We start from the raw sequence: 16,842 nt of genomic DNA, 5'->3' as shown, positions 1-16,842 counted from the left end.
ACCTACTGGGTAGTAATACCTAAAACTTAGTCAAATTAGGTAGGTCCCTACTCATGGAGCTTTATTTTCAGTGGTGGAGGCTGTGGCAAAAGTAGCTGCCATGGGAGGAGATTATAAAAAGGTTAAATTAACTCTTCAGGAGTACTTTGAAAAATTAGGCAAGGATAAAGAAAGATGGGGAAAACCTTTCTCAGCATTGATGGGAGCCTTTCATGCTCAAAAGGAGCTGGGGATTGCGGCAATAGGAGGCAAGGACAGTATGTCCGGAACCTTTGAAGATTTAGATGTTCCACCAACCTTAGTTGCCTTTGCGGTAGCTTTAGATAAAGCTTCTGATATAATATCTCCGGAACTGAAAATTGAAGAAAATCATAGGGTGAAAAATACCGGAAATCCTGGTTCAAGGGTGTATCTATTGAGAAGTAAAATTTATGATGATGAGTTAACCATAGACTTTGATAGTTTTAAAGCTGTACTTAGCAGGGTTAAGGATTTAGTGGACAAAGGAATGGTGGACTCAGCTTATGCGGTAAGAGAAGGCGGTGCTGCTGCTGGAATATGTAAAATGTGTTTTGGAAACAAGGTAGGGTTAAGACTTAATGATAAATTAACTGAAGAGGAGCTTTTCTTCCCATATTACGGTTCCCTTTTACTGCAGGTAAAGGATCAATTAAAGCCTGAGGAGGAATTTGAAGGCCTAGATTATATTTACTTTGCAGAGGTTGAGAATGCTAAAGGAAAGGAAGATTCTGAGAAGCTTAACCATTCCTATTTAAGATATAAAGAGGAAGAAATTCTCTTAGATGAACTGATAAATACTTGGGAAAAGCCTTTAGAAAATGTATTTCCAACAAAAGCTATTAGTGAAGATAACCATGTAGAGGATATATTATCTGACAGCAAAGCTAAAGTATATCTAGGAACAAAAATAGCTAAGCCAAAGGTTTTTATACCTGTATTTCCAGGTACAAACTGTGAGTACGATTCTATAAAAGCTTTTGAAAAGGAAGGTGCAGAGGTAAGCTCCTTAGTACTTAGAAATTTAACCTCAGAAGATTTAAAGACTTCTATTAAGAAAATGGCAGATGAAATTAATGGTTCTCAAATACTCATGCTTCCCGGAGGTTTTAGTGCAGCAGATGAACCTGAGGGTTCCGGTAAGTTCATCGCTGCGGTATTTAGAAATCCTGAATTAAAAGAAGCTGTGATGAATTTGATTAAGAATAGAGACGGATTGATTTTAGGAATATGCAACGGCTTTCAGGCATTGATTAAATTAGGACTTGTTCCCTATGGTGAAATAAGAGATATCACAGAGGATATGCCTACATTGACCTACAACAGCATAGGACGACATGTCTCTTCCGTAGTAAACACTAAGGTGGTATCAAAGCTTTCCCCTTGGTTTAACGAGATATCCTTAGGCGACATACACAGCATTCCAATTTCCCATGGAGAAGGAAGATTCACTGCACCAAAGGAAGAGCTTGAAAGATTGATTAAAAATGGACAGATAGCTACACAATATGTGGATAACCATGGAAGGGCAGCTCTTCATATGCCTTATAATCCTAACGGTTCTATATGTGCTGTTGAAGGAATCACCAGTCCTGACGGAAGGGTGCTTGGGAAGATGGGACATAGCGAAAGAGGTTTAAACAATCTTCTTAAAAATATTCCTGGAAATATGGATCAAAAGATTTTTAAGGCCGGAGTTAATTACTTTAAATAAACATTAGATAAGGATAAATTTGTCACTTGTCAGGTGCCTGGCACCGTTAACATTTTGTTAATATTTTTGAAAGGTGGTTTTATTGATGAAGGTAGCAATTTTCTTTGGCAGTAAATCAGACATAGAGGTTATGAAGGGAGCAGCAAAGGCATTAAAGGAATTTGGAATAGAGTATAAGGCATATATATTATCTGCTCACAGGGTTCCGGAAAAGCTTATGGAAACTTTGGATTCCGTAGAGGAGCAGGGCTTTGAATGTATTATTGCAGGAGCGGGGTTAGCTGCTCATCTTCCTGGAGTAATAGCTTCTCATACTGTGCTTCCGGTAATCGGAGTACCTATAAAAGCTGATTTAAATGGCTTAGATGCATTATTTTCTATTGTACAGATGCCTAAATCCATTCCTGTAGCTGCAGTAGGGTTGAATAATAGCTATAATGCAGGACTTTTAGCGGTTCAAATACTTTCTTTAAAATATCCTGAGCTTAAAACGAAGCTTGTTAATTATAGAAAAGAAATGAAAGAAAAATTTATAAAGGAAAATGAAAGTGAGGTTGAACTGTAATGGAAAAAATGGAAATGCTTTATGAGGGAAAGGCTAAAAAAATATTTAGGACTTCATCAGATAATGAAGTTATAGTTTACTACAAAGACGATGCTACAGCTTTTAACGGAGAAAAAAAAGGACAGATTGAGGATAAAGGAATATTAAATAACAGCATAACTTCAAAGCTTTTCGAGCTTTTAGAAAGCAAAGGGATTAAGACTCATTATATAAAAAAGCTCAGTGACAGGGAGCAGCTCTGCAGAAAGGTAGAAATAGTGCCTGTAGAGGTTATTGTAAGGAACACTGCTGCAGGAAGCATGGCAAAAAGATTAGGATTAGAGGAAGGTTCAGAGCTTAAAACCACCGTATTTGAAATATGCTATAAAAATGATGCTTTGGGAGATCCGCTGATCAATGACCATCATGCTGTAGCCATTGGATTAACTACCTATGAAGAGCTTAATAAAATATACGAAAGCACTAAAAAAATAAATGATATATTAAAGGAGTTTTTCTTAAAACAGAATATAAAACTCATAGATTTTAAATTGGAATTTGGAAGATACGAGGGAGATATAATCCTTGCAGATGAAATATCTCCGGATACCTGCAGATTTTGGGACGCAGAAACTAATGAAAAGCTTGATAAAGACAGATTCAGAAGAGATTTAGGCAGTATTAAGGATGCCTATGAAGAAATTTTAAACAGAATAGGATAGGTATAAGCTCAGTTTTGGAAATATAAAGCTTTGAAAAACAAAAAAAGGGGAAAAAAGCATGATAGATTTAACTATGGATAAATTTAAAGATGAATGTGGAGTTTTTGGGATATTTTCTCCAAAGGAAGATGAGGTTGCTGCTATAACCTATTACGGACTTTATGCTCTTCAGCATAGAGGACAGGAGAGTGCGGGGATTGCCGTTTCTAACGGGAAAGAAATAGTATGTCATAAGAAAATGGGACTTGTAAATGAAGCCTTCCAGCAAAAGGATATGAGTAAACTAAAAGGTAATGCAGCTATAGGACATGTTAGATATTCCACTGCAGGAGAAAGTACTGAGATAAATGCTCAGCCTATAGTTACCCAGTACAAGCTTGGAACAATGGCTATTGCCCACAATGGAAATTTAATAAATGCCGATGTTATAAGAGAATTATTAGAAGATGGAGGATGTACCTTCCAAACCTCCATAGATTCTGAAATAGTTTTAAGCCTTATAGCAAGAAATGCAAAAAAGGGTATAGAAAGAGCTGTTTTTGATGCAATACAGGCGGTGAAGGGATCCTTTGCTCTGGTGATATTAACAGAAGATAAGCTTATAGGTGTAAGGGATACCTATGGTATCAGGCCTCTCTGTATAGGGAAACTTAATGACAGCTATATATTATCCTCAGAAAGCTGTGCATTTGATACCTTAGGAGCAGAATTTGTGAGAGATGTCAACCCTGGAGAAATAGTAATTATAGATAAAGATGGGCTCAGGAGTCTGAATAATATTGAGAAGACTCAAACTAAGACCTGTGCCTTTGAATACATTTATTTTGCAAGACCGGATAGTACTATGGACGGAATTAATGTATATGAATCAAGGGTTAAGATGGGTGAAGTTCTTTATGAGGAAGCTCCTGCGGAAGCGGATGTTGTAATCGGAGTTCCTGACTCAGGTATACCTGCTGCGGTAGGATATGCAAGGGCTTCTGGTATACCTTACGGTATAGGATTTATAAAGAACAGATATGTAGGAAGAACCTTCATAGCTCCATCACAGGATTTGAGAGAAAGATCTGTAGCAATTAAGCTTAATCCGCTTAAAAACAATATTGCAGGAAAGAAAGTGGTTCTTATAGATGACTCAATAGTAAGAGGAACCACTAGCGAAAAGCTTATAGATTTATTAAGAAAGGCGGGAGCCACAGAGGTGCATTTTAGAATTGCATCTCCTATGGTTAAGTATCCATGCTATTTCGGCATTGACACTCCATACAGAAAGGATTTAATAGGAGCTAATATGGATTTAGAAGCTATAAGGCAGAAAATCGGAGCAGACAGCCTTCAATATCTCAGTACAAAAGGACTTTTAAAAGCCTTTAATAAGGATAATGATTTCTGTCTGGGATGCTTTACTGGTGTTTATCCCATGGCTACACCTATGGAAACGTCAAAGGACAGTCTTGAAAGGTAGTGAGAAAAATGGTTAATTACAAAGAAGCAGGAGTAAATATTGAAGAAGGATATAAGGCTGTAAGCCTTATGAAGGAATATGCAGCAAGAACTGCTGGTAGTTCAGTCCTTAATACTCTTGGAAGCTTTGCTGCTATGATTGAACTTCCACAGGGGTATAAAAATCCTGTGTTAGTTACTGGAACTGATGGAGTGGGAACTAAGTTAGATATAGCTTTTAGAATGAAAAAATATGATACTGTAGGCATTGACTGCGTAGCAATGTGTGTAAATGATATACTTTGTCATGGAGCTAAACCTTTGTTTTTTCTTGATTATCTTGCTTGTGGAAAGCTGGAAGCAGAGGTGGCAGCAAGCATGGTAAAAGGAGTTTCTGAAGGATGCAGTCAATGCGGAGCTTCTCTTGTGGGAGGAGAAACCGCCGAGATGCCGGGCTTTTACAGGGATGGAGAATACGATATTGCAGGCTTTGCAGTAGGAATAGTGGATAAGGATGAAATCATCGATGGAAGCTCTATAAAGGAAGGGGATGCCCTTATAGGAATAGCTTCCACGGGTTTTCACAGCAACGGATATTCACTTATAAGAAAGGTATTTACAGATTTAGAAGAGGATTTTCAGGGGAAGAGCATAGGAGAACATCTCTTAACTCCTACAAAGATTTATGTTAACACCATCTTGAAACTTATGGATAAATTTGAGATTAAGGGTATGGCTCATATAACCGGAGGGGGATTTATAGAGAATATCCCCAGAATGTTACCACGGGGAGTTACTGCAGTTATAAATAAAAGCAGTTATCCTGTTCCTGATATTTATCAAAAATTTACGGATGAAGGGGTTTTAGAAAAAGAACTTTACAATACCTTTAACATGGGTATAGGTTTTGTGATTTGTGTGGAGGATTCCATTAAGGAAAAAGTTATAGAAGAATTGATTTTGCTGGGTGAAAGGGCATATAATATAGGCTGTATTTCCTCAGGAGGTGAAGGAATATGCTTAAAATAGCGGTTTTTGTTTCAGGAAGCGGCAGTAACCTCCAAAGTATTATAGATAATATAGAACAGGGAAAATTAAACTGCAGAATTGAAGCGGTTATAAGCGATAATCCTAAGGCAGGAGCTTTGGAAAGAGCGGAGATTAAAGGCATAAGGACTTATGTGCTGGATAAAAGTATACATAAGGAGGATTTTGGAGATAAGGCTCTCCAAATAATAGGGGAAGACCTTGACTTAATAGTACTGGCGGGATTTCTTTCTATATTAAAGGGTGAGATACTTAATACTTATAAAAATAAGATAATAAACATTCATCCTTCTTTAATCCCGAATTTCTGCGGAAAAGGAATGTATGGCAGAAGGGTTCATGAAGCAGTGATTAAAGCAAAGGCTGAAATCACAGGCTGCACTGTTCATTATGTCAATGCAGAGGTGGATGGAGGTGCCGTGATACTTCAAAAGATCGTAAAGGTAGATACCTGCGATGACGCGGATACACTGCAGGAAAAGGTGCTTTCGGAAGAACATAAACTTTTATGTAAAGTCCTTTGTCTTATAGAACAAAAGAAGCTATTAAATACTCCTCAGGGAGTAAAGATTTTAGAAGAGGTGATTTAATAATGAAAAGAGCACTTATAAGCGTTTTTGAAAAGGATGGAATTTTAGATTTAGCAGAATTTTTGCAGAAGGAAAATTATGAAATCATTTCTACAGGAGGTACTTATAAGCATTTAAAGGAAAATGGAGTTAAGGTTATAGAAATAAACGAAATAACAAAGTTTCCTGAAATGCTTGATGGAAGAGTTAAAACCCTTCATCCATTAATTCATGGCGGAATACTGGCAAGAAGAGATGATGAAGCTCATAAGGAAACCTTAAAAGAATGGAACATCAATACCATAGATATGGTTATAGTTAATCTTTATCCTTTTTTTGAAAAATATAAAGAGGATTTAAGCTTTGAAGAAAAAGTAGAATTCATAGACATCGGTGGGCCAACTATGCTTAGAGCAGCAGCAAAAAACTTTAAGGATGTAGTGGTTATCTCAGATAAGAAGGATTATTCCACAGTAAAAGATCAGATAACATCTAAGGGTGAAGTTGATTATTCTACAAGGAAAAAGCTTGCCTCTAAGGTTTTCAATCTCATGAGTGCTTACGATGCAGCAGTGGCTAATTTCCTTATGGAGGAGGATGAAGCTTATCCTGAGTATTTATCCTTAAGCTATAGAAAAGCTATGGATTTAAGATACGGAGAAAACCCTCATCAAAGAGCTGCTTATTATGTTTCAAATACCCTGGAAGGTGCCATGAATACCTTTGATATATTAAATGGTAAAGAGCTTTCCTATAATAATTTAAAAGACCTTGATATAGCCTGGAAGGTAGCATGTGAATTTGAAGAGCCTGCCTGCTGTGCTTTAAAGCACAATACTCCCTGCGGTGCTGCTGTAGGTGAATCAGCTTACGATAGTTATGTAAAGGCTTATGAATGCGATAAGATATCGATATTTGGAGGTATAGTTGCATTAAATAGAAAAGTGGATAAAGCTACTGCAGAGGAAATGGTTAAAATATTCTTAGAAATAGTTGCTGCACCGGATTTTGATGATGATGCTCTGGAGGTTTTAAAGGTTAAAAAGAACCTAAGGATTATTAAATGCAATAATACTCCTAAGAATAAGGATTACTTTGTAAGCATTGATGGAGGAGTTTTAGTTCAGCAAGAGGATAACACTCTTTTACAGGATTTAAAGGTAGTTACGGAGAAAAAGCCTTCTGAAAAAGAGCTTGAAGATATGCTGTTTGGTATGAAAATCGTTAAATATGTAAAATCTAACGCCATAGTAGCGGTGAAGGACAAAAAAGCTGTAGGTATCGGCGGAGGACAGGTGAACAGGATATGGGCAGCTAATGAAGCTTTGGAAAGAGGAGAAAATGCCCTGGTACTTGCATCTGATGCTTTCTTCCCCTTTGACGATGTGGTAGAAGCAGCTTCAAAATATAATATTAAAGCTATAATACAGCCCGGCGGATCAAAGAGAGACGAGGATTCTATAAAGAAGTGCAATGAGCTGGGTATAGCTATGGTGTTTACAGGAGTAAGACACTTTAAGCACTAAAATATTTATCTATTTATAATCATTCAATTAAGGTATAACTAATTTTTAAAGTTGAGGATGATAGTATGAAGGTGATGATTATAGGTTCAGGAGGCAGGGAACATGCCTTAGCCTGGAAAATAGCTGAAAATCCAAAGGTAAGCAGGATTTATTGTGCTCCGGGAAACGGAGGAACTGCACTGGAGCACAAGTGTGAAAACATAGATATTACAGATATTAAAGCTCTTATAAGCTTTGCTAAAGCTGAAAGTATAGATCTTACCATAGTGGGACCGGAAGAGCCCTTGACCAACGGAATTGTTGATGAGTTTAAAAAGGAAAATCTTAATATTTTCGGGCCGGATAAGAGAGCTGCAATGCTTGAAGGAAGCAAGATATTTTCTAAAAATTTTATGAAAAAGTATGGAGTGAAGACTGCAGAATATGAATGCTTTAAGGATGTAAAAGAAGCTTTAAATTATATAAATTTCTGTGAATATCCTGTGGTTATAAAAGCTGATGGATTAGCAGCAGGAAAAGGTGTAGTAATCTGCAGTACACGAGAGGAAGCAGTTAAAGCCATAGAGGATTTTATGATCTCAGACATTTTTAAAGGAGCAGCCTTAGAGATAGTCATTGAAGAATATTTAGAAGGAGTAGAAGCTTCTATATTATCCATTACCGATGGAAGTACCATATTACCCTTCCTATCTGCAAAAGACCACAAGCAGATTTATGAAAATGATATGGGACCAAACACTGGAGGAATGGGAGTAATAGCTCCTAACCCTTATGTGGATGATGAGGTTATGAAGTCTTTTAATGAGGATATACTCCTCCCCACCTTAAGAGGTATACAAAGTGAAGGCATGGATTATAAAGGAATAATTTTCTTTGGAATAATGATATGCAGAAAAGGAGTGTACCTTTTAGAATATAATGTGAGGATGGGAGATCCGGAAACTCAGGCTGTGCTGAGCATTATGGAATCTGACTTTTTGGAGCTTATGCTTTCTTCTCTCTCTGAGAGTCTGCATGACACTGAAATAAGGTGGAAGCAGGGAAGCTGCTGTGCTATAGTAGCTGCATCAGGGGGGTATCCTGCCTTCTATGAAAAGGGATATCCTATAAGAATAAAGGAAAATATACCTGGAAAGGTTTTTGCTGCAGGAGTTAACCTTAATAATGGGATTCTTGAAACCTCAGGAGGAAGGGTTTTATGTGTGACTGCCTGCGGAAATGATTTAACCTCTGCCATAGAAAAAGCCTATGAGGCTGTAGAATTTATTGACTTTAAAAATATGTATTATAGAAAAGATATAGGAAAAATCTCTGAAAACTGTGAAAAAGCATTTAAGGAACAGGAAAGTTATGAACTAGTTTGATATCATTGATTATTTAAGTGAACTTCCATTAGGAGATTCACTTTTTTTCTTTAAGATAAAATTTTCTTAGAAGGATTGTATTACCTTAAAGTATCAAAGTTAAGGCAACTAAAAACCAAGTGATATTTATTATAAATAGAAATTCGAAAGTAAATGAGAATATTAATATAGTTATAACCTATTAAAACAGCCATCGGAGAATAATAGATTTAAGTAAATAATTCACATAAATATCATTTTTATAATAGGGAGTATATGGCAAAAAAGTACATATGTGTTAAAATAAATAATACAGTGAATATGTTTTTAGGGGGAATATCTTTGAGTAGAATTATTTATAAAGTAATAAGTGTTATGATACTTATAACCTTGTTGGGCGGCTGTGGGAGTGATAAAATTAATAAATCTGAAGTTAAAAATGGAAGCAAAGAGGGAAAAATAATTCAGATTGTAAAAGCTGAAATAAATCCAGAGAAATCCATTGGAACGGATATGACTCAGCTTGACTTTGCCTCTGAGGATAAAATTATCTTTCATGGCTATTTCGGGCTTTTTGTATATGACCTCAAAGAGGAAAAAATCATAAGAAGCCTCGATTTAAAGCCTATTAACTGCAACTTTACTCAAGGGGATAACTATTGTGAAGTGCAGGTAGATGAAAAGGGAGAAGCAGTCCAACTTCATAATATATCCTCTTCTAAAATGTATATTTATTCTCCTTCAGAGGATACCTTAACAGAAACTGAGTACAAGCCAATGAGCAATGGCTTTATGACGACAGATACGCCGGAATACTTTAAGGATAATAACGGACTACTAAGCATTAAAAGCGTAAGATTTGAAAACGGGAAATATGGATATTTAACTGCAGAAGGCAGCACTGTTAAAACTTTGGAATATCGTTATGGTGATAAAAAATATACCTTGTTCAAATAAGGTTTTATCTATTCAGGAATTTATGATTCCTTCATTACTACAAGGGAAGTACAATTTGTGCTTCCCTTAAAATTATTATTTTAAGAACTTTAATTTAAAATAGGTCTTTATAAAATTATATTTACCTCAGCTGGCTTTCTTTTTTCTATCTTTAAATATGACTTTTTTAAGATTTTCCTTCCATAATATAGCGGCATTTTTGCAGTAAATCCATATGTTATTTATAATATGATATAATAGTATTAAAAAATATGAGAACGTATGTTTGAAAAATCTTTATCTGGATAGAATTTAAAATAGAATTTTTAAAAAAAGGATAATCTTCATTATTGATTATGCACAAATTTATTCAGTATTTATTTTCGAATTAAAAAGGAGCATAAATAGAATGTGGAAGGAATCAGCACTAAAGATACTAAAAGAATATTTTGGCTATGACAGCTTTAGAAAAGGTCAGGAAGAGGCCATTGAAAATATAATGGAGGGCAGAGATACCTTTGTCATAATGCCTACCGGAGGGGGAAAATCCGTTATTTATCAGATACCCGCAATGCTGCTTAATGGGCTTACCATAGTCATATCACCTCTTATTTCTCTGATGAAGGATCAAATAGATTCATTGAATGAAATGGGGATTGATGCGGTATATATCAACAGCAGCCTTACAGATAAGCAGATTCAGCAAAATCTGATGAGGGTTTATAACGGGGAATGTAAGCTTTTATATGTGGCTCCGGAAAGGCTTGAATCTCAAAGCTTTGTTCATGAACTGATGTGCATGGACATATCCTTTATAGCTATTGATGAAGCTCATTGCGTTTCAAAGTGGGGACATGATTTTAGACCCAGCTATAGAAAGATTAAAAGTTTTATAAATATGCTGGAAAATAGACCTAGACTCCTCGCCTGTACAGCTACTGCCACTCCTGAGGTGAAAGAGGATATTATAGAGCTTTTATCCTTAAATAACCCCGACATGTATTTTACGGGGTTTAACAGAGAAAATCTAACCTTTAAAGTATTCAGAGGAGAAAATAAAGATAATTTTATAAAGGAATATCTTAAAGAAAAAGGTGAAGAAAGCGGGATTATATTTACTGCCACCAGGAGAGAAGCGGAACATCTATATAATTTATTTAAGGATAAATATAAAGCTGGACTATATCATGCAGGATTGAAGGAAGAAATTAGAAGGCAGATGCAGGAAGACTTTATGTATGACCGTATAAATATAATAATTGCTACCAATGCTTTCGGAATGGGAATTGATAAATCAAATATAAGATTTGTAATTCATTATAATATGCCTAAAAACCTGGAAGCTTACTATCAGGAGGCGGGAAGAGCAGGAAGAGATGGAGAAGATTCGGAATGTATACTTCTATATAACTCAGGGGATGTTCAGACTCAAAGGTATTTAATTGAAACTACCACCTTATCTCCTGAAAAGAAGAGTAAGGACTATGCTAATTTAAGAAATATGGTAGATTACTGTTACACTTCCCAGTGCCTTAGGAAATATATTTTAAATTATTTTGGAGAAGAGTATTCTGAAGAAAATTGCGGCAACTGCAGCATATGCAATGAAGAAAATCAGAAGATAGACGCAACCTTGGAAGCACAGATGATATTTTCTTCCATATACAGAGTGAGAGAGCGGTATGGTATAAATACCATAATAGATATTTTAAAAGGATCAAAGAATCAAAGGATCATGAAATTTTCTTTAAACAAAATTTCTACTTATTCCTTAATGAAGGACTATGACAGAAAATACATAGATGAACTTATTAATAAGCTTATTGCTGATGGATATATTCAAGTAACCAATGATGATTATCCTGTATTAAAGCTTACTTCTAAATCAGCAAATGCTTTAAAGGGTAATGAACCGGTGTATATTTCCATGAGAAAAGCTGTGGAAGTAAAGCATGAGGATAATGATCTTTTAAATAAATTAAAAGAACTTCGCAAAGAAATATCTGAAGAACAAAGGATTCCGCCTTATGTGATTTTCCCTGATGCAACCTTAAGAGAAATATCAAGGAGATTTCCTGATAACAAAGAAGAAAAGTTTTTAAATATTAAAGGGGTAGGGGAGAGAAAATATGAAAAATACGGAGAAAGATTTGAAACTATAATTATAAATTATGTTAAGGAGAATAATATCCATATTGATAATGCTTCTGAAATGGAAACAGCGGCCTCCTCTAGGGAGAATGAAGAAGCTAAGCCGAAGGTAAAAACTCACTATATAACCTATGAACTTTATAAGGAAGGGAAAGATTTAAAGGAGATATCGAAAATAAGAGATTTAACTCTGCTTACTATACAAAATCATATCTTTCAGTGTGCTGCAGAGGGTTTAGATATAGATTTAGATTCCTTTATTCCTGAAGGGAGAGAGGAAGAGATACTTAAGGCTATAAATGAAGTAGGAGCTTCAAAGCTAAAACCTATTAAAGAAATTCTTCCAGAGGATATAGAATACACAGCTATAAAGGCTGTAATATTAAAGCATAATTATTAGTATTATACTTTCAAGGGTTTATATATAAAAACTGAGGAGTTTTACAATGATTTTAAAAACTTCTCAGTATATATTTACTCTATATAATAATTTTGAACTTACAAAACTACTTGGAAGCTTGTTTAATTACATTTGAAGGATATAAAGCATCTGTAACGATAAACAATGCACCTTGATTTGTAAAATATTCCGCATCTTCAAGATTGTCCACTGTCCATACAGCATACTTAATATTATTTTCCTTCATAAGCTGAATTTTATCAGGGTCTATATCCTTATATCTGAAGTAAACAAAGGAATTACCTAATTCTTTAATAAGGTCTATAGTAGAATTGTTAATATCCATCATTACTGCAAGAGGACTCTCACTGCTCAGGTTTCTTACATTACCCAGCACCTCTTTATGATTAGAAGAAATTATGCTTTTGCTGAGCATATCATATTTATTTAAGATAGATATAAGTTCTTTATAATCCTGTTGTCTTATCTCAGTATCATTAATCTTTATATCCAGTATTGGTATTAAATCTTCTTCTTTACAAAGTTTTATAAATTCCTCTAAGGTTGGAATCCCATAAGCTTCAGATTTTGAATCTCCTTTAAGACTTAATTTGTTAAGGTCGTCCAATTTATATTTAGATACAAGACCTTTTCCGGTAGTGGTTCTATCCAATGTATAGTCATGCATGAGAATCCATGTATTGTCCTTTGTTAGTCTTAAATCAGTCTCTACCACTTTATAACCAAGATCTTTTGAAACCTTAAAGGCCTGAAGAGAATTTTCTGGAAGTTTAGAAGCAATGCCTCTATGGGCTGCATAAGGACCGAAATCCATTGAAAAAAATGAGTTATGCTTTGAACTTACGAATTTAAGCTTAGGTTTATTAAAACCTCCCAGCCTTTGTTTTGTATAAAAAAGCTTAGACTCTGAAAAAGAAGTAGAGCTGCAGAAATTATATGTAAACACCAAAAGAAGTAAGACTAGAAGAGTCAAAGATGTGAATCTCAGATTTTTTTTCATAATATGACCTCTTAAAATAAATTATTTTGGCGAATCTTAAAAAAATTAAAACGATATTTAAATTTTGTGTAAACTTTCTTCTATATATTAACATAATGTTTATATATTTTACAATATAAAAATATAAAAAATAGAATTAAGGTGATAATTTGATAGATTTGGCATTGCTAGGAAGTGGAGGTGGAATGCCCACTCCTCATCGATTTTTATCTGCTCTTTTAATAAATTATCAAGGAAGGAAAATATTAATAGACTGCGGTGAAGGAACTCAGGTATCTATGAAAATTCTCCGTTGGGGATTTAAATCAATAGATATAATAGCTATAACTCATTCCCATGGAGATCATATAGTGGGACTTCCCGGGCTTCTGGCTACTATGGGTAACAGCGGAAGAACAGAACCTGTTTATTTGATTGGGCCGAAGGGAATAAAGGATGTTATAAAGGGTCTAAGAGTGATAGTTCCATATATCCCCTATGAGCTGTATATTTTGGAAGACCCTAAGCAGGAATTAAAGTTTAATGTAAGAGATGGACGGCTTATTTTAAAAGATGAATATCAGGAGAGTTTAACTTTTAAAGGCTATGAAGAAGGGGATATGAACTTATCTACATTGAGTTTAGACCATTCTTCTCCTTGTTTGGGATACTGCTTGAACATTGACAGAAGGTCAAAATTTGATATGGAAAAAGCACTGTTAAATAAGGTACCTAAGGTATTATGGAACAAACTGCAAAAGGGAGGGAGAATTGAGTATGAAGGGATGGTTTATGAACCCTCTATGGTACTGGGGAGGAAGCGTAAGGGCATAAAGATAAGCTATATAATGGATACGAGACCTATTGATTCCATTGTAGAGTTCGTTTATAAAAGTCGGCTCTTTATTTGTGAAGGAACCTATGGAGAAGATAAGGATATAGAAAAGGCTGTGAATAACAAGCATATGACTTTTAAAGAAGCCGGAGAACTTGCTATGAGAGCGCAGGTAAAGGAGCTTCTTTTAACTCATTTCAGTCCTTCGATGCAAAACCCCGAGGAATTCCTTTTTAATGCAACCTCGGTTTTTACAAATACCATCATAGGAAGAGATAGAATGGTAAAAACTTTAAGCTTTGAAGATTAGAAAAAATAAAAACACCTATAGACAATTATGTAAAAATGTGTAAAAATAAATCAAAGTGAAATCATCATAAAAAGGGGGATTTAGTATGGATGCAGTTAAAGAGTATTATGATTCTCAGGCAGAAAAGGAATGGATCAGGCTTAATAATCCGTACACAAAAATAGAATTTGACAGCACAAATTATCTTATTGATAAGTATTTTCCGAAAGACGGTGAAATACTGGACATTGGTGCCGGACCGGGAAGATATTCATTGGAGATGCTGAAAAAGGGATATAAGGTTTCATTATTGGATATCTCTATTAATGAACTAAAAATTGCTGAAAATAAAATTACAGAATCAGGTCTAAAAGCAGAAAATTACTTTTGCAAAAGTGCAATACAGCTTAATGAGTTTCCAGAAAATAAATATGATGGAGTTCTTTTAATGGGACCTTTATATCATATACATGAAGAAGAGATAAGGACTAAGGTATTAAAGGATACGTACAGAATATTAAAAAAGGGCGGTACTGCTTTAATATCGTATATTAACTCTTGGGGAGCATTGAGGGCCGCACCTCATGAATTTCCGGATGTATTTAATGATATTAAGCATTTCCAAGGGTATTTCCAAGGAAATTTAAAATTTTCTGCTGAAGAAAGCTTTACTAAAACCTTCTTTACCACTCCTTTGCATGCTCTTCAGGAGGTGGAAGGTGCAGGTTTTGAAGTAATAAGTTATGCAGCTGCAGAAGGTTTTTTATCTGGATTAATGCCTCAAATGCAGGAGCTTTCACTAAATCAACCGGAAATATATAAGAATTTTGTGAGAGCAGCGGTAGAAAGCTGCGAATTTCCCCAATACAGAGATTCATCAGAGCATCTTCATATAATTGTAAAAAAATAATTTTCCTCCTTAATAAACTATTTAGTTTTCAATAAACTATTAAAAGTCATCGCCTGGTTTCAAGAACTTATACTGCTGTGATAGAATAGAAGTATGTGATAATAATTATAATATTTAAATAAATAATGGTTAAAAAAGATTAAAAACTTGATTTTAAAAACCGTAAAAGTTATTAACTGTGAGGGAGGACAAATATGGAAAAGTACAACGGAATTATTATATTTGGAGAAATGGGTTCGGGAAAAGATACCCTTGCTGATATGATCAGCTTTTATAATAAAGATATAAAGAAGTATGGATTAGGTGATATTATACGTTCTATGAAACCTGTATTAAGGGTTTCACCTGAGTGGAATGGGAGGGAAAGAGGTTTTTATCAAAGCGTTGCAGATAAGCTTCGTGAAATTGATAAGAACATATTAAATAAGTACTGTTTAAGTAAAATGTTCAGTGATTATACTAAAGAAGATCTAAAAGAGATAAAAGAAGAAACTGAATATGAGGATATTATCCATAATTTAAAGCTTATTAACGGTGAATTTCTTCCGATGATAGTAGGAGGAAGAACCTATGATGATTACGACTACTGGAAGAATATAGGCTTTATGGTTGTAGGGATAAAAACTGATAGAAATTTAAGAATGGAAAGACTTATAGTTCGAGACGGCGAGGAAGTTGCGAGAAAATCTGACCCTAATCATAACACAGAAAAAAATGTGGCTGACATAGTGGAAAAATCAGATTATATTGTAAAAAATGACGGAACCTTAGAGGATTTAAAAAAGGAAGCAGAAAAGCTTGTTGAATCCTATTAAATATTAAATTTGGGGTTAAATGGGGGAATTGATATGTTTAATTGGAAAGAAGAATATGGAGTAGGTATAGAGATAATTGATGATCAGCACAGGGAATTGTTTAGAATAGGTAATAATGCCGTGAAGCTGCTAAAAGACAAAATGAGATTAGACAAATTTGATGATATTATAAACATATTAAATGAATTAAAGAATTACACAGTTTATCATTTTCAGTGTGAAGAAAAAATTATGATGGAATTGGGATATAAATCATTTCTATCACATAAAGTTGAGCACATTAATTTTATAAACAAAATCAATGAGATAGATATTGATAACATAGATATAAATCAAAATGCGTCCATTTTAGAAATACTTGATTATGTTTATAAATGGATTGATGAACATATATTGATTAGAGATAAATCTATCAATAATTCAATTAATAATTAGAACGATAACTTTTTTATGAACACCTTAAAGATAAAAACTTTAAGGTGTTCATATTTTTCTTTTAATATGTTATAATTAAGATTCCTGTGCTTTATTATATGGGCACATAAATAGGTACTAAAGAGAGTTAATGAATTTTAATGAT

General features: G+C 34.5%; 15 protein-coding genes. 14 read left to right on the top strand and 1 reads right to left on the bottom strand.

Features of this window, described 5'->3' with window-relative positions; translation table 11 throughout:
- Positions 1-82 precede the first annotated feature (82 nt).
- From TA89_RS09125 to recQ, 10 genes are all read left to right on the top strand, one after another.
- Complete coding sequence (locus TA89_RS09125) at positions 83-1,732, top strand: phosphoribosylformylglycinamidine synthase subunit PurQ (RefSeq protein ID WP_242850108.1); 1,650 nt, start codon at positions 83-85, stop codon at positions 1,730-1,732.
- Between the two features lie 85 nt (positions 1,733-1,817).
- On the top strand, positions 1,818-2,297 hold the full coding sequence (purE, locus tag TA89_RS09120) for a 5-(carboxyamino)imidazole ribonucleotide mutase (RefSeq protein ID WP_040212732.1): 480 nt from the start codon (positions 1,818-1,820) through the stop codon (positions 2,295-2,297).
- Entirely contained in the window at positions 2,297-2,998 is a 702-nt protein-coding gene (purC, locus tag TA89_RS09115) for a phosphoribosylaminoimidazolesuccinocarboxamide synthase (RefSeq protein ID WP_040212731.1), read from the top strand. Before purE ends, purC begins: the two co-directional genes overlap by 1 nt.
- 58 nt (positions 2,999-3,056) lie before the next feature.
- Entirely contained in the window at positions 3,057-4,463 is a 1,407-nt protein-coding gene (gene purF / locus TA89_RS09110) for an amidophosphoribosyltransferase (protein WP_040212729.1), read from the top strand.
- 8 nt (positions 4,464-4,471) lie between these two features.
- Positions 4,472-5,470 carry a phosphoribosylformylglycinamidine cyclo-ligase gene (gene purM, locus TA89_RS09105; RefSeq protein WP_040212727.1) on the top strand — a complete coding sequence of 333 codons (999 nt, stop codon included), beginning with the start codon at positions 4,472-4,474 and terminating at the stop codon, positions 5,468-5,470.
- A complete protein-coding gene (gene purN, locus TA89_RS09100) occupies positions 5,458-6,078 on the top strand; it encodes a phosphoribosylglycinamide formyltransferase (RefSeq protein ID WP_040212724.1) in 621 nt (206 codons plus the stop codon). Before purM ends, purN begins: the two co-directional genes overlap by 13 nt.
- A complete protein-coding gene (purH, locus tag TA89_RS09095; RefSeq protein WP_040212740.1) occupies positions 6,078-7,583 on the top strand; it encodes a bifunctional phosphoribosylaminoimidazolecarboxamide formyltransferase/IMP cyclohydrolase in 1,506 nt (501 codons plus the stop codon). Before purN ends, purH begins: the two co-directional genes overlap by 1 nt.
- A 65-nt stretch (positions 7,584-7,648) precedes the next feature.
- Entirely contained in the window at positions 7,649-8,947 is a 1,299-nt protein-coding gene (purD, locus tag TA89_RS09090; RefSeq protein WP_052447396.1) for a phosphoribosylamine--glycine ligase, read from the top strand.
- 321 nt (positions 8,948-9,268) lie between these two features.
- Positions 9,269-9,883, top strand: coding sequence for a hypothetical protein (locus TA89_RS09085; RefSeq protein ID WP_052447395.1), 615 nt, complete (start codon positions 9,269-9,271; stop codon positions 9,881-9,883).
- Between the two features lie 388 nt (positions 9,884-10,271).
- Positions 10,272-12,413 carry a DNA helicase RecQ gene (recQ, locus tag TA89_RS09080; RefSeq protein ID WP_040212720.1) on the top strand — a complete coding sequence of 714 codons (2,142 nt, stop codon included), beginning with the start codon at positions 10,272-10,274 and terminating at the stop codon, positions 12,411-12,413.
- 106 nt (positions 12,414-12,519) lie between these two features.
- Here the strand turns inward: recQ and TA89_RS09075 are convergent, their stop codons facing one another.
- Positions 12,520-13,434, bottom strand: coding sequence for a glycerophosphodiester phosphodiesterase (locus tag TA89_RS09075; RefSeq protein ID WP_040212717.1), 915 nt, complete (start codon positions 13,432-13,434; stop codon positions 12,520-12,522).
- 149 nt (positions 13,435-13,583) lie between these two features.
- Here TA89_RS09075 and TA89_RS09070 point away from each other — a divergent pair, with 149 nt between their 5' ends.
- The 4 genes from TA89_RS09070 (at position 13,584) to TA89_RS09055 (ending at position 16,697) form a co-directional block, all read left to right on the top strand.
- Positions 13,584-14,558: a ribonuclease Z gene (locus TA89_RS09070; RefSeq protein WP_040212715.1), complete on the top strand. Its 975-nt coding sequence runs from the start codon at positions 13,584-13,586 to the stop codon at positions 14,556-14,558.
- Positions 14,559-14,643: 85 nt separating this feature from the next.
- A complete protein-coding gene (locus TA89_RS09065; protein ID WP_040212713.1) occupies positions 14,644-15,447 on the top strand; it encodes a class I SAM-dependent methyltransferase in 804 nt (267 codons plus the stop codon).
- Between the two features lie 194 nt (positions 15,448-15,641).
- Complete coding sequence (locus tag TA89_RS09060; protein WP_040212712.1) at positions 15,642-16,262, top strand: hypothetical protein; 621 nt, start codon at positions 15,642-15,644, stop codon at positions 16,260-16,262.
- 33 nt (positions 16,263-16,295) lie between these two features.
- The gene (locus tag TA89_RS09055) at positions 16,296-16,697 is read left to right on the top strand and encodes a bacteriohemerythrin (RefSeq protein WP_040212710.1); all 402 of its coding nucleotides are present in this window, start codon (positions 16,296-16,298) and stop codon (positions 16,695-16,697) included.
- The last annotated feature ends 145 nt before the right edge of the window (positions 16,698-16,842 follow it).

Origin of the sequence: Clostridium polynesiense (assembly GCF_000820705.1) — a bacterium.
Taxonomy (GTDB): Bacteria; Bacillota; Clostridia; order Clostridiales; family Clostridiaceae; genus Clostridium_AA; species Clostridium_AA polynesiense.
Note: the sequence above shows the minus strand (reverse complement) of the source record. Positions and strands in the feature narration are given on the sequence as shown.